We start from the raw sequence: 19,096 nt of genomic DNA on the forward strand, positions 1-19,096 counted from the left end.
TACCGCAAATTGTCCTGGACTCAAATTTGAGACTTTTGCACGCTTCCTTCATGAATATTTCATCATTTTGTCACAATTAAGACATATTTTGCGGCCTCGTTTTACTTCCCTAGGCTCTGAGATCACATGTACCTTTTTCTTCAACGACTGTGCCGCTCATTAATACTATTAATACTGCTTGCTACTAACCTTCTAAGCCCTTTCGCCACCGCTGAACTTCCTCCTTTTCCTTCAGACAGCAATGGAAAGCTATTTAGCCTACACGGCTCCAATACTATTGGCGCACAACTGGCACCCAACTTGGTTCAAGACTATTTCACTGCGAAAGGGGCGAGTGACATTAGTGTCCAGCCACTAGACGCTCCCAACGAAATCCGTATTCAGGCAAAAGTTGGCAACAATTCTGTATTTGTCGATATTGCTGCACATGGTTCCAGTACGGGTTTTACTGGGTTAAAACTGGCAAAGGCCGATATCGCCATGGCTTCGCGCCCAATCAAAGACGGTGAATTCACAGAGCTGAGCACGCTGGGCGATATGCGCAGCCGCAATGCGGAGCATGTCATTGCCATAGATGGACTGGCCATAATAGTGCATCCACGCAACCCACTTCACCAACTGACCCTACAGCAAATAAGTGCTATTTTTTCTGGTCAAATTAAAGACTGGTCGGAACTCGGTAAAGGCAAAGGGCGAATTAACGTTTATGCCCGAGACGACCAATCAGGCACCTGGGATACTTTTAAGAGCCTGGTACTTGGCAAGCGTTACGCTCTCACCAGCAGGGCCAAGCGCTTCGAGTCCAACGATCAACTTTCCGACCGTGTTACCTCTGACCCCCGCGGAATCGGTTTTGTTGGGCTAGCATCCATCCGTCAGGCAAAGGCTGTAGCCGTTTCTGACCAAAATACACTGCCGCAGGCTCCAGAGCACCTAACCATTGCTACGGAAGACTACCCACTGTCACGCCGCCTTTTCCTATACACTCCGATTTATTCCTCCAACTCTACAGCGAAAGAATTTCTGCGTTTTGTACAGAGTGAGCCGGGACAGGAACAGGTGAAATCCTCTGGATTCGTCGCGCAAACTCCCATCGGCTTTAAACCAGAGGATTCTCGGGAAGGACCAAGCGAATATTTGAAGCTTACCCGAAATGCTGAGCGACTCAGTATCAATTTCCGTTTCTCCGAGGGCAGTGCTTCCCTGGATAACAAGGCTCAGCAGGATATTGAAAGGCTGGCAAAGTACATGGAAAAGCCACAGAACCAAGGTCGAAAACTATTACTTGTCGGGTTTGGCGATGAGAAAGTCAGCCCTGAACGTTCGGTTATCCTATCCAAACTTCGCGCAGTTACCGTACGTTCAGCTCTGCGCGATTATAAAATTAGTACCGCGCCAGTGCAGGGTTTTGGTGCTTACCTCCCAATCGCCTCGAATAACTCCAGCGCAAAAATTAAAAATCGTCGAGTTGAAGTTTGGCTACTCTAGCCATTAAAGTCCGGCCAGAATCAGGGAAGAAGAAACGAATAAGGCTGGATAAATAGACATCTAAAGGGAGGCTACCGCGGTCTCCTTTTTTACGACACAAATCACTGTATTTGTTGAGAAATGAAAAATAGTTAAGGAGTAAAATTATTTTTTTAGGGGGAGCGGAGCTATCGTTCAAGGGTAACGATAAATTAGCAATAAAAAAGCCGCGTTTAAACGCGGCTACAATGGTGGCACAAGCCACCAGGTCTCACAGAGAGGAACGCCAAAGAGCGCTCCGGGGAAAATTTCCCTTCAAAACAAGCGCGTTACCGCTTTCTTGTTCAAGGTGCGGCTGACACAGCCGCATCCCATTAAGCTACGGCGCCTTCCGCCTCAGCTACTTTTTGCAAAGCCAGCTTCGGATCTACAAACTCATATCCCAGTACATCGGCAACTGCCTTGTAAGTCACCATACCGGCGTGAACATTCAGACCTTCCAGCAGGTTGGCATCATCCAGCAACGCCTGCTTAGCGCCTTTGTTTGCCAAGGCTACAGCGTAAGGCAGGGTAGCGTTGTTCAGAGCCATAGTGGAGGTACGCGCTACACCACCGGGCATGTTGGCCACACAGTAGTGCACTACACCATCGACAACGTAAGTGGGCTCCTGATGAGTGGTCGCTTTGGAGGTTTCGAAACAGCCACCTTGGTCGATAGCTACATCCACTACCACTGCACCCTTCTTCATACGGCTGATGATATCGCGGGTCAGCAGCTTGGGAGCTGCGGCGCCAGGAATCAGCACTGCACCTACGACCAGGTCTGCTTCCAGAGCGTGCTTTTCAATCGCATCATTCGTGGAGTACTCGGTGCGTACAGCACCACCAAAAATATCATCCAGCTGACGCAGACGCGGCAGTGAACGGTCCAAGATAGTGACGTCGGCACCCATACCCAGCGCCATCTTGGCGGCATTGGTACCAACAACACCACCACCGATGATGAGCACTTTGGCAGGTGCTACACCGGGAACACCACCCAGCAATACACCGAGACCGCCCTGAGCTTTTTCCAGGTGATGCGCACCACACTGTACAGACATACGGCCGGCAACTTCGGACATGGGGGCCAGCAGAGGCAGGCCGCCAAAGCGGTCGGTCACAGTTTCATAGGCGATGCAGGTTGCACCAGATTTTACCAATAGCTCGGTTTGCTTGGGGTCTGGAGCAAGATGGAGATAAGTGTAGAGAACCTGCCCTGGGCGCAGCATTTCGCACTCATTGGGCTGCGGTTCTTTCACCTTGACGATCATATCGGCAGTAGCAAAGATCTCTTCCGGAGTCTCGATGATTTTGGCTCCGGCCTGCTCGTACATTTCATCAGTAAAACCGATAGCGGCACCGCCATCTTTCTGTACGATTACTTGGTGACCATGGCCGATCAGTTCGCGAACACTAGACGGCGTCAGGCCAATACGGTACTCGTGGTTTTTGATCTCTTTCGGGACGCCAATCAACATTTTCTGCTCCTTAATCTCTGCGTTTGGCGTAGTCTCCGCAAAAAGCTCGGAGCTACACCTACTTTCTGTGTTTTACCCAGTATAGGGCCACTCTAAAAGTGGATTTCTACAAGAATTTTTAACAAACTAGTGGAATCAACTGCTTACAATAGTAACAAGACTGTTTTTTGATCTGATCGCCCACAAAGGAAACAAGATATGCGCAAGCGCGCGGGAGAGCTGAATACCGTAGACCGCAATATCTTGCGGGTTCTGCAAAAAAATGGCCGTACCAGCTATGCAGAGCTAGCTCGTCAAGTGGGATTGACTGCTACGCCATGTGTCGAGCGGGTGAAACGGCTGGAAAATGATGGGGTTATTCAGGGCTATACCGCGCTGATCAATCCAGAGTTCCTCGACGCAGCCCTGGTGGTTTTTGTGCAGATTCGCCTAAACCGTTCCGCCCAGGACGCCTTCGAAGAGTTCCGCAATGCTGTAGCAGCCCTGCCGGAAGTACAGGAGTGTTACCTGGTATCAGGCAACTTCGATTACCTGATCAAGGCACGAGTTGCCGATATGAGCGCCTACCGTAAGTTTTATGGCGAGACACTTTTGACCCTACCGGAGGTACAGGAGTGCACCAGCTATGTGGTAATGGAGGAAGTGAAAGAGACTTTAGAGGTGCCGGTCCATTACAACCGCTAGCCCCAATTTGCGGAGTTAGATCACAAGAGAGACGACTGACCCATCGCCTCTCTTGCTTGCTAACAGCACATGAAATCAGTACTGAATTCCCAGTTTTCGATAGATGAAGCCTATCACCCAGGCGGGGCCGATAAGCAGGAATTGAATATCCTTGAAGAAGGAAGGTTTTTTCCCTTCGATATGGTGACCGATAAACTGAAAAATCCACATCAGCACAAACAGTCCCAGCGCGGTTTGCCAGACGGGTATTCCCAGCCGCTCTACCACAGACCAGGCCCACAGGCACACTAGCGTTAGTGCAGTCATCCCCAGGCCAATGGAGAATGACAGGGCGAAATAGAACAACATCACCGGCACTGTGATCACTACGGCCCAATTTAACCAGGGTATTGATGCCATAAACTGCGGCTGAGGTATGGCCCATAAAAGGCCAGCGACGGTGGCGTAAATCACTGGTACCGCAATCCAGTGAATCGATTTATTGACGGGGTTCTGATGGCTTTCACCATATTCGGCAAACCACTGTTGGGCACTGCGCATGACAATCTCCTTTTCTTATTTTTTATTGTCAGACGCTCATCTTGCTAAACAGCTGCAACGCAATCAATGGCCGAATGTATCAGGCAAAAGCGCAAAGTAATCAGCTAACGCCGTACATAGGCATCCAGTTGGGTGTGATAGAGCTCTGCCATTTCCTCGTCGAAACAACAAAAAACAATACTCACTGGCGCCCCTTCCCTCTCCTGGTGTTGCTGTACCTGCTCTACAGCAATTTCCACAGCCTGCCTGGGAGGGTAATCGTAAACACCGCAGCTAATCGCGGGGAAGGCTATAGAGTACATGCTCTCTCGCCGCGCTAAGGCCAGACACTGGCGATAGCAGCTCGATAGCAGCTCTGGCTCACCCAGGCGGCCCCCGCGCCAAACGGGTCCGACCGTGTGATAAATACGTTTAACGGGGATTGAGAAAGCGCTGGTAGCACGGACCTCGCCAACTGGACAGCCGCCGATACTTCGACAAGCTTCCAGTAGCTTAGGACCTGCGGCACGGTGAATGGCCCCGTCCACACCACCACCGCCGAGCAGGCGTGTATTGGCGGCGTTGACGATGACATCGACGTTCAATCGTGTGATATCACCGAGATGAACTTTGATCACTCAGTATCTCCAACCGCTATTTGAATAATCGCTGCGGATGGAAATCCTTTTCGCTTCACAACAGTCGCGCCCATGAGTAGGACGCGTCCTCTGCACTGCAGACAAGTGGCCGGGCCAATGCAACAGGGCCCCGCAGCCCCCGGGCTTATCCCAGCAGTTTCTTGTGTTGGGAGGCCACAGTTTCCGGGCATTTCGTCAGCGCGCTAACTATGACGATAGCAGCTGCTGAGAAAATGAAACCTGGCAGCAACTCATAGATATCGAAGATTCCCCCAGACAGCTGCTCCCAAATCACTACGGTAAGCCCACCGACAAGAACCCCGGCAATGGCTCCACTGCCCGTCATACGGGACCAGTAAAGGCTGATCAACAGTGCCGGGCCGAACGCGGCACCGAGTCCTGCCCAGGCATAGCTCACCACATCCAAAACCTTGGAATCCGGGTCCATCGCGATCCACACCGCGATCAGGGAGAGCCCAACAACAGCCCAGCGCCCCACTTTAACCATGGCCTCCGGACTGGTCTTGCGACCAAACCAAACATGATAGATATCTTCCGCCAATGCCGCAGATGACACTAACAGCTGGGAATCTGCGGTACTCATGATGGCTGAGAGGATCGCTGCCAACAGCACACCGGCAACAATCGGGTGGAACAACACTTGAACCAGCTCCATAAAGACAGTCTCGCCATCGGGCAGCCCTTGTTCCATTTGCAGATGGGCAAAGAGGCCCACCGCCATGGCGCCGAGAAAACCGATCAGGGACCACACCGCGGCAACGGTTGCCGCTGCCGGCACATCATCGGGGCTGCGCACTGCCATAAAGCGCGCCAGGATATGGGGCTGACCAAAGTAACCCAGCCCCCAGGCCAAAGAGCTGAGAATCGCGACTAAGCCCAATGCCTGGCCGCTGCCATCTGTGAGCCAATGCGTTAATTGCGGTTGCTGCGCTTGCAACTGGGCCCAGCTGGCGGAGAAACCGCCCTGGTCCGAAATCACAACCAGTGGTACGGCAATCAGAGCAGCGCTCATTAATAAGCCCTGAAACACATCAGTCCAGGATACCGCCAGGAACCCACCAAACAGCGTGTAGGAAATGACAGCAATAGCACCAACAATTACCGCCCAGTGGTAATCCCAACTGAATACCGTTTCAAATAGCTTGCCGCCGGCAATCAGACCAGAAGCCACATAGAAGAGGAAAAACAGCAGGATAAAGACCGCGCATACCGTGCGCAGGTAGGGGTGCCCCATTTTGAAGCGACGATCCAGGTAAGCGGGAACTGTGAGGGAGTCATCCAACTCATAGGTATAAATACGCAGGCGACGCCCCATGCTAACCCAACTCAACACAATTCCCGAGAACAGGCCTATAGCGATCCAGCCTGCGGAGAGACCGGCAGCATAAGCAGCTCCGGGCAAACCCAGCAGTAACCAACCGCTCATATCCGAAGCGCCAGCCGACAAGGCTGCTACAGCTGGAGGCAGCGAACGGCCACCGAGGAAATAGTCACTGGCATTTTTGGTACGCAAATAGGCGTAAATACCGATCACCAGAATCAGAGCCAGGTAGGCGATAAAAGTTAGGGCGACGAGCCACTGTGCGGACATGGGAATTCCTTCTGCTCAAAAACGGAATGGCACCGAAAGAAGGCAATGACTGCGACACTTGCTCGCTTTTTGAGCAAAATGCACTACAGAACCGGAGCCACTTCAAAAATAATTATGTTTATTGCGCGTAAATCTACTTAACGGCTGGCGCCAACTCAATCCACAAACTAAATATTCAGAACAACCACAGAAAAAAGACAATACTATGGGCATCTGTCTGGACGAACTGCGCCTCCAGGTTATCCGTCCAACCCTCAAGCACTTGAGAGCCTGGAGCCAGGGCATGGAAAACCTTTTGCTGGGCACCGCTGCACAGGAGTCACAGCTGGGCTTTCATCTCAAGCAGGGGCGGCGCCACGGGTTGGGGATCTATCAAATCCAGCCACATACACACCGGGAAATCTGGGATAACTACCTGATTGATCACCCCGCACTGGCCTCAAAAATTCGAGGGCTCGCCAGCCAACGGGATTTTCTCGACCACCCCCACAGCGAACTGACCACCAACCTGCGCTATGCCACCGCTATCGCCTGGCTGGTTTACCGCTCGGCAGAAGTGCACAAAATACCCGAATCAGACACCCACGATGTGGCCAAAATGGCGCGATTGTGGCACCAGCACTTCCATCACGGACCCAGTGCCACTACGCGGGATTTTGAATGCAGCTATGCCCAGCTGGTGAGCGGTGCCGATCCTACAAATTCAGCGCCGAGATATACTGGGGCTCAACCTCCTGGGCATCGTCCGGCTCCCACGAATTCACCTGGCGCTGAATTAAATGGTCAGGGCGCTCGGCAGCCGACGGCTTAGAGCGATCCAATTCCAGACTTTCAAAATCGTAGAGATCCCTGTCCGCCAATTGCGACGGGGATATACGTGTTAATGCGGCAAAGATATTTTCACTGCGCCCAGGGAATTTATTGTCCCACTCCCGCAACATCTGCTTGATCGCCTGGCGCTGCAAGTTTTCCTGACTACCACACAAGTTACAGGGAATAATGGGGAATTCCTTGAACTCCGCGTAACGGGCAATATCCTCTTCTCGGCAATAAGCCAGCGGGCGAATCACAATATTGCGCCCATCATCGGCACGCAGCTTGGGCGGCATCGCCTTCAGGCGACCGCCGTAAAACATATTTAGGAACAATGTCTCGACAATGTCGTCCTTATGATGCCCAAGAGCTACCTTGGTAGCACCAATTTCCTCGGCAAAGCCGTAAAGGGTACCGCGACGCAGTCGTGAACAAAGGCTACAGGTAGTCTTGCCCTCTGGCACCACTTCCTGCACCACCGAATAGGTATCTTTCTCTACGATATGGTGTGGCACGCCGAGGGAGCGCAGATACTCCGGCAGGATATGCTCAGGGAAACCAGGCTGCTTCTGGTCCATATTCACCGCCACCAACTCAAAGTTCACCGGGGCGGTTTTTTGCAGGTTCAGCAGAATATCCAGCATGGCGTAAGAATCCTTACCACCGGATAAGCAAACCATGATTTTGTCGCCCTCTTCAATCATGTTGAAGTCGGCAATAGCGCGACCCACATGGCGGCGTAGGCGTTTCTGCAGTTTGTTGAATTCGAGTCGCTCGCGGCGATTTTCCACTTCGGACATGGTGTCTCTCTAACTATTTCGGTACCGGTGACCGGGGCTGGGGGTCACAGCCATCGCCTATCTGTGTGGAGCGAGGCTTTCATATTGCTAGGGGGCGCGATTGTACGCATTTCGATCACGGAGTACACGACTCCCCATCCGACTTATCCGCTAACAAGAACTCAACACAGGGCCAAACATGCTCCAGCAAGGCAGGCTGTGCCTTGGCGGTTGGGTGGATACCATCGGATTGCATGGCGCCGTCTTCAAGAGCGACGGTTTCCAGGAAGAAGGGCACCAACCCGACCTGTTCGGATTTGGCCACCTTGGGATAAACGGCGGCAAAGGCATTGGTATAGGCGCGGCCGTAGTTGGGCGGGATACGCATGCCAAGCAGCAAAACCTCTACACCAGAGTTCTTCGCCAGCTTCACCATCTCCATCAGGTTGCGCTGTAAAGACTGGGGAGGGTATCCCCGCAGACCATCATTGCCGCCCAGCTCTACAATCAGCCAACGCGGATTGTGCTCCTGCATCAGGCGCGGCAGACGCGTCAATCCACCAGAAGTCGTCTCTCCGCTGATACTGGCATTGATCACCCGAACTTTTCTGCCCTTTTCCTGCAAACGCTCCTGCAGTAATTGCACCCACCCCTGCTCTTCATTGATACCGTAGGCCGCACTGATACTGTCACCCAAGACCAACAAGGTATCTGCCTTACTTGCCTGGGCAGCTCCAATGGGGATAAACAGCAACAGTACCAAGCTGAATTGAGCCGCCATCTGCCGAAAAATGGCTGTCGTCATGTCATACTCTCCAAAAATTCGCGCATCCGTATAGGGAACACAGTATGTCCGCCATTCTTACGGCAGAAAACCTGTATCACAGAGTCTCCACCAGCGAAGGGCCATTGACCCTATTAAACAATATCTCCCTGCAGCTGGCGCGCGGAGAGAGTCTGGCTGTGACCGGTGCCTCAGGTTCTGGCAAGTCCACCTTGCTCGGTCTATTAGCAGGATTGGACAAGCCCAGTGAGGGAAAAATCTGGCTGGCCGGCGAAGAAATTACCGCCATGGATGAAGAACAACGTGCGGCGGTACGTGCCCGCTGTGTGGGGTTTGTCTTCCAAACCTTCCAGCTACTACCCGGTCTCACCGCTCGCGAGAATGTCATGCTGCCCAGTGAGCTGCGCGGTGAACGCGGCGCCGCCAAACGCGCGGAGGAATTCCTGGCCAAGGTCGGGCTCGAACATCGCCTGGGCCATTACCCGCGCCAACTCTCCGGCGGGGAGCAGCAAAGGGTCGCCATTGCCCGGGCATTCGCCAGCTTCAGCGGCGAGGACGCTATCCTTTTTGCCGACGAACCCACCGGCAGCCTGGATGCCGGCAACGGCGCCAAGATCATCGATTTACTCTTTAAGCTCAATGCCGAATCCAGCACCACTCTGGTGTTGGTGACCCACGAGCAGCGCCTGGCTGAACGCTGCGCCACTCACTTGCGTATGTCTGCAGGTGCCGTGGAGTCTTACGAGCCCCTCGCCGGTGACGACAACTTCTCGGAGGTATCTGCCTGATGCTGCCACTCAGACTGCTGTTCAGGGACTGGCGCGGTGGCGAGTTGGCGCTAATTGCCTCTGCCCTGATTTTGGCGGTTACCTGTGTCACTGCGATCGCCCATTTCACCGACCGCCTTACCCGAGCCATGGAGCAGCAATCCCTCACCTTCCTGGCTGCAGAGCGGGTGCTGCGCAGCAGTAAGCCTGTGGATAGCGCATGGCTGGAAGAGGCCAATAAAAAAGGGTTAGAACAGGGCCAGATAGTCCAGTTTTCATCCATGATCTCCGCCAACGACCAGTTCCAGTTTGTCTCGGTCAAAGCCGTCGACAAAGGCTATCCGCTGGTGGGGCAACTGGAAATCAGCAAATCCCAGGGAGGCCCAAGGGAAGTGGCACCACAAGGACCTCCCCCGGGAGAAGCCTGGGTGGAGTCCCGCCTTCTACCTTTGATGGGAATCCAGCTCGGCGATCCTATCGCCCTCGGCGACACCCAATTAAAAGTGACAGCCATACTGGAGCGGGAACCCGACCGGGGCACCAGCCTGTTTGATATGGGTGCGCGACTGCTAGCCAATACCGCAGACCTGCCCGCCGCAGGTGTAATCCAGCCCGGTAGCCGAGTGCGCTACCGCTACCTGTTTGCCGGTGATGACCAAGCCCTGAAGGATTACTTTGACTGGCTCAAACCTCAACTGACTGAACACCAGCGGATCTTGGACCTGCGCGAAGGCCAGCCCCGGGTTGCCTCTGCTCTGGATAGAGCCGAGTCCTTCCTGTTTCTCGCCGCCAGCCTGGCCGTACTGCTCGCGAGTGTCGCCGTTGGCCTGGCAGCCAGGCGCTACGGACTGCGCCACGGCGCCTACGTAGCTGTAATGAAAAGCCTCGGTGCTGGGCGCAACAAAATTCTCGGTATCTACCTGGGGCAGCTGGCCGCCCTCACCCTGATTGCCACCGCTATCGGGCTGGCACTGGGCACCTTTATCCAGAGCCAGGCGGTCAACCTGATGGAAGGGTTCTTCCCGGTACAACCCCCAGCCACCAGCTGGAGTCCACTGCTGATTGGACTCGCCACCGGCCTCGCCTGCGCCCTGGGCTTCGCCCTGCCGCCGCTGTTCCGTCTGGCGCGCACAGACCCGATGCAAACCCTGCGGCACGACTGGAGTAACCCGGACAGGCGCGAATGGCTCGGGCTGATTCTCGGCCCCAGCGCCATGCTGCTTCTAATTTGGTGGCTGTCCGGCAGCCTGCTTATGACGCTCGCCCTGTTTGTCGGCATGCTTCTGTTGGTAGCGGGCAGCGCCCTGGTTAACCGACTCCTGGTGCGTGGTAAGCTGGCTTCCCTGGGCGGCGCCTGGCGTATTGCCCTGGGCAGCCTGCAACGCCGCGCCGCGTTTAACACCCTATTGATTGCCGCTTTTGGCACCGGATTATTGGCCATGCTGGCCATGGTCTTTGCCCGCACCGCCCTGGTGGACGAATGGCGGATGCAATTACCAGAAAAAGCCCCCAACCACTTCCTCCTGAATATCGCCCCCCACGATGTTCCAACCATGGAAAATATGTTGGCAGAGGGCGAGGTAAGCAGCACCGAGTTTTACCCCATGGTGCGCGGCCGCTTGGTAGCGATTAACGGCGTCTCGATTAAAGAGAAAAAAGATCGTCCCGGTGGCGTTCGCCGGGAATTAAACCTGAGTTACACCGATACCCTGGCGCCGGACAACCGCATCTTGGAAGGCGAGTGGTGGGACAAGGCCAGCGAAGGTGTTTCCGTAGAAGTGGAGCTGGCAGCCCAGCTGGAACTGTCACTGGGAGATCAATTGCGTTTCTCTATTGGCGGACTGGAAGTAGAAGCCCCGGTAGCCAGCTTCCGCTCGCTGGACTGGAACAGCATGCGCCCCAACTTCTATATGATATTTGCACCGGGCACTATCGATGATTTCCCGGCTACCTATATCACCAGTTTTTACCTCCCTCCGGAGGACAAGTTACTGGTCAACGATCTGGTTCGCGCCTTCCCCAGCGTCAGCGTGATAGAGCTGGATAAGATCATCCAGCGTATCCGAGACACCATTAACCAGGTGTCCTTTGCCATCGAATCGGTCATGGCCCTGATGCTGGTGGCCGGGGTCCTGGTATTAATTGCCGGGGTGCGCGCCAGTATCGCCGAGCGATTGCAGGAAGCGGCAATTATCCGCACACTGGGAGGCCGCAGGCGCTTGTTGCTGAGAAGCCTGATACTGGAATTTGGCCTACTGGGTTTTGCCGCCGGTTTGCTCGCGGCTATCGGTGCTGAAGCCACCTTGGCGGTGCTGTCTTATTGGGTCTTTGAACTACCGGTGATATTGCACCCAGTCCTTTGGCTAACCGGGCCACTCACCGGTGCAGTACTGGTTGGCACCGCCGGTACCCTGGCTTGTTACAGCTCGATCAGCCAGCCCCCGCTCAGAGTACTGCGCGAACTGGCCTAACTGATGATTGTCGGCTCTTAAGAATAAAGATGTAGTTTTTATGGACCTGGATTTCGATCGCAAACATATTTGGCATCCCTATTCCTCCCTGATCGACCCGCCCCCGGTGTACCCGGTAGCGCGGGCCGAGGGGGTAAGACTTTACCTGGAAGACGGGCGCGGCCTGATCGACGGTATGTCCTCCTGGTGGAGTGCCCTGCACGGCTACAATGTGCCCGAGCTAAACCAGGCCATGCGCGATCAGATGGACAAAATGTCCCATGTGATGTTCGGGGGTTTAACTCACGAGCCCGCAATCGAGCTGTGCAAGAAATTAGTGGAAATCACTCCACCTGGCCTTAACCGGGTATTTCTCGCCGATTCCGGTTCAGTGTCTGTGGAAGTGGCCATTAAAATGGCCATTCAATACTGGCACTCCCAGGGAAAACCGCAAAAGAGCAAACTGCTCGCCCTGCGCAACGGTTACCACGGCGATACATTCGGAGCCATGGCCACCTGTGACCCGGTCACCGGAATGCATCACCTGTTTGCAGGGCAACTGAGCCAGCATCTGTTCGCCCCCGCTCCGCAGGTCCCCTTTGGCAACACCTGTAGTGACAGTGATATCGCCGAACTGCGCCAGCAAGTGGAAGCAAACCGCGATCAACTGGCCGCGATTATTTTAGAGCCGATCGTCCAGGGCGCTGGCGGCATGCGTTTTTATTCTGCCGATTATTTGCGCCGTGTACGCGAACTCTGTGACGAGCACGACCTGCTATTAATCGCCGATGAAATCGCTACCGGCTTTGGCCGCAGCGGCAAGTTATTTGCCTGTGAACACGCCGATATCACCCCGGATATCCTCACACTGGGCAAAGCCCTCACCGGCGGCACCATGACCCTCGCCGCCACCCTCTGCACAGATAAAGTAGCCGAAGGAATTTGCCGAGGGGAAGCCGGAGTCTTTATGCACGGCCCCACTTTTATGGGGAATCCACTGGCTTGCTCCGTTGCTAATGCCAGCATCCAGCTACTACTCAGCAGCCCCTGGCAGGAGCGAGTAGCGGCGATCGAGCAACAGCTGACCGAACAGCTAGCCCCATTAAAATCCGCACCGGGTGTCGCCGATGTTCGAGCCCTTGGAGCGATTGGCGTGGTGGAAATGCGCGAGCCGGTAAATACGGCCAAAGTGCAGGAAGCTCTAATCGAACGCGGAGTTTGGCTGCGCCCCTTCGGCAAGCTGGTCTACGCCATGCCGCCCTATGTGATCTCGAAAGAAGACCTCAGCCAATTAACTTCGGCGATGGTTAATGTTCTGGGAGAGATTTCCTAGCCTCCGTACCAATTAATTTGTGAAACCGGTCTCAATAATACAGAGTTAACCGGCTCTTTCTGTAAATAACCTTCTCTTTGTTACACGAAGAGAGGGTTAACAGATCAAATTCCATAATACGGGAGTCGCCTCTTCCTGGCTAAAAACCTCCGTTGCCCCCTCCCCTGCGCATCCTTTCCAGATTCAATTTTCTTATTCCTTACAAATTTCGATCAGCTTGATCGCAATTTTTACGACAAATGTTTTGAGCACCTAAAAATTCCTGTATCATGAATGTTAATGATAGTTATCCTCATTTACGATAGCGATCAAAGTGAGCAAAATGATCACTGTTAAATGTTAGGCATTCACCTCGCCCGATCAATGCCTTACCAACCCTTAAAGTTTGGGCGTCAGAGAGGAAAGATGAGAATTTTAATTGCACTACTTTTTGCGGTTACTTTTGCTACCACAGCGCAAGCTAGCGATGCTTCTGGAGAAAAGCCCATTCAGCACCTTAAAGTAGCGGATGTTACTTCGATGAAGGATGCCAAGAAGATTTTCGTTGAGAAAACCGCAGAAATTAAGAGCAAGCAAAAGCTTGATGCTGCTGAGCTTCACCAGATACATGTCATCACCTACACGCTTGAGAAAAGTGTTGAGTTTTTCGCTGAGAACCTGAAGGGTGAAAGACAAAAGCTGGCAAAAGACATCGCCGTTGTTGTGGAAAACATCCACATTAACTCCGAAAACAACCGCCCAGAAAAAACCCGCAAGGATCTGAATCAGTACTTTAAATTAGCAGACAAATTTGCTGCTGAATTTAAGCATAAGCATCACTAATACAGATCACTCCCGAGCTTAACCTGTAGCTCTATCCGCAGCGAAAGGCTCGACTGAAAGCGCTAACTATCAGCAGTTAGCGCTTTCATAGCAACACCACCCACTTATGGTTAAACGCCACAATCCTGATCAGATCCTCAACGATTCCCATTGTCCATATTTCCTCCCCTTTTGATCCGCCTATAAATCTCCTCGCGGTGTACTGGCAAGGATTTTGGAGCAAGTATGCCTACCTTTACCTGATTACCCTTAACGCCTAATACTGTGGTTGAGACATTCGCCCCAATCCGTAAGTTTTCGCCAGCGCGGCGCTTTAAGATCAACATATTTATTTCCTACTGATACTCAAACCATGGATAGACCTTCCCCGTTGAGGAAGCTTGGATAGAAAGGTTTTGAGTAAGTACGAGGAGGTGCGCGAGAACGGTAGGCGTAGAAAAAGAAAAGGCAGACGCAGCGCCCCCAGGGCTTAGAGAATCTCTCCAAACCGCTGATTGTGCTCCACTTTATTGAAGACGAGCGGGTTTCTAGCGTACTATGCATATAGCCATCTTGATAATTAGCGTATCAATTTGGTTAGCTGGCCCCAGGTGTTCCAGCACCTTGGGTCAGCGCCTTTTACTTATTCTTACTTCACGCTACCGTTCTCCTTTGAGGGGATAGTTTTTAGAAAATTCTTGGGTTCTTGATTCTCTCGATACTATTGAACCGAGCTGCTTTGATTGTTGTTTTTAGATGGCTTCTTAATCGCCGCTAAAACACCAATAAATATCTATCGATTTTACTTGGCTTTGACACTAAAACAATCCTAATAAAATCTAATAAGATTATTTTTGTGCCTATATTTTATTGTTATCACCTAGAAGAATCTCAGTTAATCATAGAAAGAGCTGATTAAAATCAAATTCTTCTCCGGTTATCACATTAGAGTTCAAAAACGATGAATCAACAATTCCACTACTAGAAACTTTTTTCTTGTATCAACACAAAAGATCTCTCTAAAGACTGAGTAACTTTAAACTTTGAAGATACTAATGTGCGACTTAGGAGGTCACACATTAGTAGTAGAATACTGTCTTTTAAGTCACGAGATATTCGGCGCAAGAGTACCAGTTTAAGAGAGAGCAGACTCAGAGCATCTATAAAGCGCTTTGATTCAATAGGCCGCTTTGGGGAAAAATCGCCTACAACACTGACTTTTTATGTTTGTAATGTGTTTTTATTGTTTTCTTAGTTTGTCAATACCCAAGACCAAGAGTAGCCGCAACATATCCACCAGTGCTGGCTAACATACTGATTTATTTGTTGTGTTCTGGCTAGAGGAGCGCTTCACTTAGGATATATTGATCGATGGTATAATGAGTCTGCTTTTGAGTACACTGTTTAGCAAAGGTGATAATTCATGGAAGAGTCTAAGAATAACAACTTCACTATATCTGCTCCTGTTAACAATTCGACGATCTCGGTCAGCCAGAATCAAGATGGAAATCAGTCAGTTGCATCTAATAATATTGAATATGTGATAGCTGAAGAGTCTTGTAGGATCGAGAACCACGAATCCCTTAGTAAATCTCAGAATATTTTCAATACCACCGTTGCGTTATCGGTAATTGCTATTCTAGCTGACGTAGCCGGACTTATGACTTATATAGGAATTGATCAGGGTGTATTGATTTTGGTGCTTGCTCCCATTGCTTGGTTCGTCACTTGGATTACTAGTGAAAAGCGCTGGATGCGACGCTTGCCCCAAAATAATACAGCACATTTTAAGGATGGAGAGTGGTATCAAAAATTACCAAACGATGATGTTGCAATTTTTTTGAAAAAAGCAAAGTGCACTTTTCCTAAATGCAAGGGAACTATTAACATAGTCCCGGCCCCAGCAAGAGAGCACCCTAATCACTCTTTAGTAGGGAAGTGCTCAGTTGGAGGACTTCAGCATACTTATACAGTTGATTTTAATGGGATTGGCTATCCAAGAGAGTTTGATTGGCGCTCTCCTCCTAACCCAGAACGTGGAAATACTTAACAAAGCATTGCAGACCACGATCAACTTTATGCGAAGTCGCTACGCTCCTGTTGTCGCGTATAAAGCGCCCAAAATTTTCCGCGCTGACCTCAACGGTATACACAAACAGTTACTTACATGGATCAGATATGGCGAAGAATATAAATTCAGCTTATCGAATAAAAAGCATTCTCGATAAAGTCAAATCTAAAGCAGATAAGACTCCAGCTAACGAAGTGTGGTCTGAAGTGTTTGGTTTAAATGAACCAGATCAACACAAGAAAAACTTTGCTATATCTAGATGTTTGGCTGATCTTCATGATGAAGTCGAACTAATACGAAGTGAGATGCTTAAAGCTGGATATACAAAGAGCTTGTATGAGCCAAGCCTAAACCAGTGTAATGCCACTTTTGCTGTCCAGTTTATTACGGGGCAGTGGGCACAGCCAAAAAATCAAATAACCCAAGAAGTCTTAACCGTACTGGGGTTTTGTTCAGAGATTTTGCCAAATGAAGAGGGGTTAATTGACCAGATGAGCCTTGATGAGCTAAGGAAGATGGCTGCTGACCTTCGTGAGGCTTTGAGCGACTCTAAGTTGCCGTCGTATACAATAAATATCATCGAAAAACACCTTTCAAAAATAGAGGAAGCCATATCGGCTTATCAGGCAGTTGGCATTAAGGCCTTAAAAGAAGTGATACATTCAGCCTATGGCGAAGTTATTTCAAATGAGGAGGTGTTTAAGGAAGCCAAGGGAAGCAAGGAAGTAAATAAACTATCGAGCATATGGCAAAAAACAAGAAATGTATTAGACGGTGTAGTCTCTGCTGATAAACGCATAGGTGGTGTACAAGGCATGACTGAAAAAGGCCAAAATATTTTAGAGTTTATACAAGGCCTATAAAATATATAACAAATACAAACTGGTTGTTACGGGCCTTTGGCTCTTCCAGAAACGACCTACGCTTCATCCCTATTATAATCATAATAAGACTGTATGGTATCGACAATGAATGAGAAGAAAAGTAATAATTTTGTAAGAGCATTACTCATAGTCTTGGCCGGGTTCATCTTGTGGGTCGTGGCTTACAGTTTTTTATCCTTAGAGCCAAAAGGAACCATATCGTCAGGTGTTATTACATTAATAGTTCTACTTGTAGTTATCGTCCTCAGCGAAAGCTTTGATAATTTCAACGTCGGAAAACTATTTTCCATATCACGAGAGCTAAAAGAAAAAGAAGGCTCAATTGATAAACTTTCAGTTGAAAATACAGGACTTAGGAAAGAATTGGTTAATATCGTTACATCTATAAACCAAAATCAATCAAGCACAAATATAATCGGCTTATCCAGTGATTGGCCAAAAAACATGGGAGTAGTTAAAGCATCAGATGACGAAATCTCAAACAAAAGAAATGAAGAAAGCGAAGGAAATAACGATAGAGAAAAACCAACAAGAAGACGCGTGAATACTCACAAGGTTGAAGAGCTAGCTCTTTCAAAGTTTTTAAAAAAAAGAAACTTATCAGATTTTGATGTAATTAAAGAGGCAAAGCTGGCAACACAATTTAGCGGGATTGATGCTGTTAGCAATATCCAGCCTATTTACGACGGCTATATAAATACCGGCGATAGTGAAATTTTTATTGAAATAAAAATGTCTCGAACATCCTCTCTAATGATGAAGGAGCGAATTTATCTGATGCTCAATAAAATTTATCTTTATAACAAGGTGAAAAATGCAAATGCCCACCTTAATCTGTTGCTAGTTGATCTGGACGGAGAGAACGGTGACCAATTAAGAGCTCAGCGAAACTCAGATAGATTGAAGGAGTTTTTTGAGCCATCTTTAGTAAACGGTCTCCTCAGAATCATCCCAATTGAGCTTTCGGATGGAGAGCTTACTGAAATTTACACTGAGGAATCTGCCACCGCCTAATAATAGGGCGTCCCTTAGTTTGGAGACGCACTAGGAGAGCCAAAGACCGGAGGATGGTGTCAGCAGTAGCGCAAGCTCTCTTTCTGGCGGTTCTTACTCTTTTGATTTAATGATAAAGGAGATGAAGTTCTGGGAATTGTTATACAGGTTTTGTGAAATGCTTTCTTAGATAAAAGAGCGGTAATCCTGATATAAAGTACCAACACTAGGACACCCATAGATTGAAAGATGACTCTGGAAATAGTGAAGGCCTTCCACCTTGACGGCCATTTCTCCTGATCAGGTATAGAGCAAAGTGAAACACTGAGAAATTTTGCTTTAGGTTTGAAAATTGCGTGATTTTGGCCAAACCGGAAGGAATAGTATCGAAAGGCTGGGAGGGAATTGGTGGGGCATTGCAGATAGGAAACTTTGGCAGTCGCCTATACCGTGTACCCAGCGTTTATTGAGCTGAATACAGGCTTGCCGTAAAGCCTCTGCTGATCCCACCAGGCCTTTAAAGCGGCTTTCAAAGTTCCGATTAAGATAGAGCCAGTGTTTTGCTGAGATTCCCAGCCGCTCAAGGATAGGGGGCGCGTTTTGAGAAATGGCACCGCGCTTATTGGGATCTAAATGCCAGCCACTCCAGTCTACTAACGCCAAATAGTGATCCAATTGAAAGGGCAACCCTTTCGGCATATTAAGGCGCTCACCGCCCACAAACGGTAGTAGCTCTTTGGGCTGCTCCCCTGAGGTCACAGCGCGAACACGCTGCTGAATGGACGTGTAATCGGAGTCCTCCGGGGTTTTTGCAATATCGGCACGGATAGGATTGAGATCGACATAGGCTATGCAGGCAGCCAAGGCTCTTTCATCCAATAGCGCCTGAGATTTGAAACGGCCCTCCCAGAAGCGGCCAGTACAACGGTCTTCTGCATTGGCTTGGCAAGCAATAGATTCGTTTAGGCTGCGCACAAACCA

General features: G+C 50.5%; 18 protein-coding genes. 10 read left to right on the forward strand and 8 right to left on the reverse strand.

The window, feature by feature from the left end:
- The first annotated feature begins 126 nt into the window (after window positions 1-126).
- The gene (locus ACJJIC_RS18340; RefSeq protein WP_445357592.1) at window positions 127-1,488 is read left to right on the forward strand and encodes a substrate-binding domain-containing protein; all 1,362 of its coding nucleotides are present in this window, start codon (window positions 127-129) and stop codon (window positions 1,486-1,488) included.
- A 353-nt stretch (window positions 1,489-1,841) separates the two neighbouring features.
- On the opposite strand, the gene ald is transcribed toward ACJJIC_RS18340, so the two are convergent.
- On the reverse strand, window positions 1,842-2,987 hold the full coding sequence (gene ald, locus ACJJIC_RS18345) for an alanine dehydrogenase (RefSeq protein WP_252085017.1): 1,146 nt from the start codon (window positions 2,985-2,987) through the stop codon (window positions 1,842-1,844).
- A 198-nt stretch (window positions 2,988-3,185) separates the two neighbouring features.
- On the opposite strand from ald, the gene ACJJIC_RS18350 reads away from it, so the two are divergent.
- Window positions 3,186-3,671 carry an Lrp/AsnC ligand binding domain-containing protein gene (locus ACJJIC_RS18350; protein ID WP_152452263.1) on the forward strand — a complete coding sequence of 162 codons (486 nt, stop codon included), beginning with the start codon at window positions 3,186-3,188 and terminating at the stop codon, window positions 3,669-3,671.
- A gap of 75 nt (window positions 3,672-3,746) precedes the next feature.
- Here the strand turns inward: ACJJIC_RS18350 and ACJJIC_RS18355 are convergent, their stop codons facing one another.
- The 3 genes from ACJJIC_RS18355 to putP form a co-directional block, all read right to left on the reverse strand.
- Window positions 3,747-4,211, reverse strand: a complete 465-nt coding sequence (locus ACJJIC_RS18355; RefSeq protein ID WP_252085016.1) for an Mpo1 family 2-hydroxy fatty acid dioxygenase — start codon at window positions 4,209-4,211, stop codon at window positions 3,747-3,749.
- Window positions 4,212-4,315: 104 nt separating this feature from the next.
- A complete protein-coding gene (locus ACJJIC_RS18360; RefSeq protein ID WP_252085015.1) occupies window positions 4,316-4,828 on the reverse strand; it encodes an O-acetyl-ADP-ribose deacetylase in 513 nt (170 codons plus the stop codon).
- Between the two features lie 145 nt (window positions 4,829-4,973).
- Entirely contained in the window at window positions 4,974-6,440 is a 1,467-nt protein-coding gene (gene putP, locus ACJJIC_RS18365; RefSeq protein ID WP_445357593.1) for a sodium/proline symporter PutP, read from the reverse strand.
- Between the two features lie 205 nt (window positions 6,441-6,645).
- On the opposite strand from putP, the gene ACJJIC_RS18370 reads away from it, so the two are divergent.
- A complete protein-coding gene (locus tag ACJJIC_RS18370) occupies window positions 6,646-7,251 on the forward strand; it encodes a hypothetical protein (RefSeq protein WP_252085013.1) in 606 nt (201 codons plus the stop codon).
- Here the strand turns inward: ACJJIC_RS18370 and ttcA are convergent.
- Complete coding sequence (gene ttcA, locus ACJJIC_RS18375; RefSeq protein WP_252085012.1) at window positions 7,136-8,053, reverse strand: tRNA 2-thiocytidine(32) synthetase TtcA; 918 nt, start codon at window positions 8,051-8,053, stop codon at window positions 7,136-7,138. The two genes, ACJJIC_RS18370 and ttcA, sit on opposite strands and share 116 nt — an antisense overlap.
- A gap of 115 nt (window positions 8,054-8,168) precedes the next feature.
- Complete coding sequence (locus ACJJIC_RS18380; RefSeq protein ID WP_445357594.1) at window positions 8,169-8,837, reverse strand: arylesterase; 669 nt, start codon at window positions 8,835-8,837, stop codon at window positions 8,169-8,171.
- A 44-nt stretch (window positions 8,838-8,881) separates the two neighbouring features.
- On the opposite strand from ACJJIC_RS18380, the gene ACJJIC_RS18385 reads away from it, so the two are divergent.
- From ACJJIC_RS18385 to ACJJIC_RS18400, 4 genes are all read left to right on the forward strand, one after another.
- On the forward strand, window positions 8,882-9,604 hold the full coding sequence (locus ACJJIC_RS18385; protein WP_252085010.1) for an ABC transporter ATP-binding protein: 723 nt from the start codon (window positions 8,882-8,884) through the stop codon (window positions 9,602-9,604).
- Window positions 9,604-12,054: an ABC transporter permease gene (locus ACJJIC_RS18390; protein WP_445357595.1), complete on the forward strand. Its 2,451-nt coding sequence runs from the start codon at window positions 9,604-9,606 to the stop codon at window positions 12,052-12,054. The genes ACJJIC_RS18385 and ACJJIC_RS18390 overlap by 1 nt, the downstream gene beginning before the upstream one ends.
- A gap of 40 nt (window positions 12,055-12,094) precedes the next feature.
- Window positions 12,095-13,366, forward strand: coding sequence for an adenosylmethionine--8-amino-7-oxononanoate transaminase (gene bioA / locus ACJJIC_RS18395; RefSeq protein WP_445357596.1), 1,272 nt, complete (start codon window positions 12,095-12,097; stop codon window positions 13,364-13,366).
- A gap of 405 nt (window positions 13,367-13,771) precedes the next feature.
- Complete coding sequence (locus ACJJIC_RS18400; protein ID WP_444904125.1) at window positions 13,772-14,188, forward strand: DUF6746 family protein; 417 nt, start codon at window positions 13,772-13,774, stop codon at window positions 14,186-14,188.
- A gap of 137 nt (window positions 14,189-14,325) precedes the next feature.
- On the opposite strand, the gene csrA is transcribed toward ACJJIC_RS18400, so the two are convergent.
- Window positions 14,326-14,514, reverse strand: coding sequence for a carbon storage regulator CsrA (csrA, locus tag ACJJIC_RS18405; protein WP_445357597.1), 189 nt, complete (start codon window positions 14,512-14,514; stop codon window positions 14,326-14,328).
- A 1,076-nt stretch (window positions 14,515-15,590) separates the two neighbouring features.
- Between csrA and ACJJIC_RS18410 the strand changes: the two genes are divergently transcribed.
- The 3 genes from ACJJIC_RS18410 (at window position 15,591) to ACJJIC_RS18420 (ending at window position 18,136) form a co-directional block, all read left to right on the forward strand.
- Entirely contained in the window at window positions 15,591-16,217 is a 627-nt protein-coding gene (locus ACJJIC_RS18410) for a hypothetical protein (RefSeq protein WP_445357598.1), read from the forward strand.
- 128 nt (window positions 16,218-16,345) lie between these two features.
- Window positions 16,346-17,101, forward strand: a complete 756-nt coding sequence (locus ACJJIC_RS18415) for a hypothetical protein (protein ID WP_445357599.1) — start codon at window positions 16,346-16,348, stop codon at window positions 17,099-17,101.
- 105 nt (window positions 17,102-17,206) lie between these two features.
- Window positions 17,207-18,136 (forward strand): hypothetical protein, encoded by a 930-nt coding sequence (locus ACJJIC_RS18420; protein WP_445357600.1) that lies wholly within the window; start codon window positions 17,207-17,209, stop codon window positions 18,134-18,136.
- A 318-nt stretch (window positions 18,137-18,454) separates the two neighbouring features.
- On the opposite strand, the gene ACJJIC_RS18425 is transcribed toward ACJJIC_RS18420, so the two are convergent.
- Complete coding sequence (locus tag ACJJIC_RS18425) at window positions 18,455-19,090, reverse strand: hypothetical protein (RefSeq protein ID WP_445357601.1); 636 nt, start codon at window positions 19,088-19,090, stop codon at window positions 18,455-18,457.
- Window positions 19,091-19,096: the final 6 nt, after the last annotated feature.

This window comes from Microbulbifer mixtoriginis (SeqCode) (assembly GCF_052468275.1).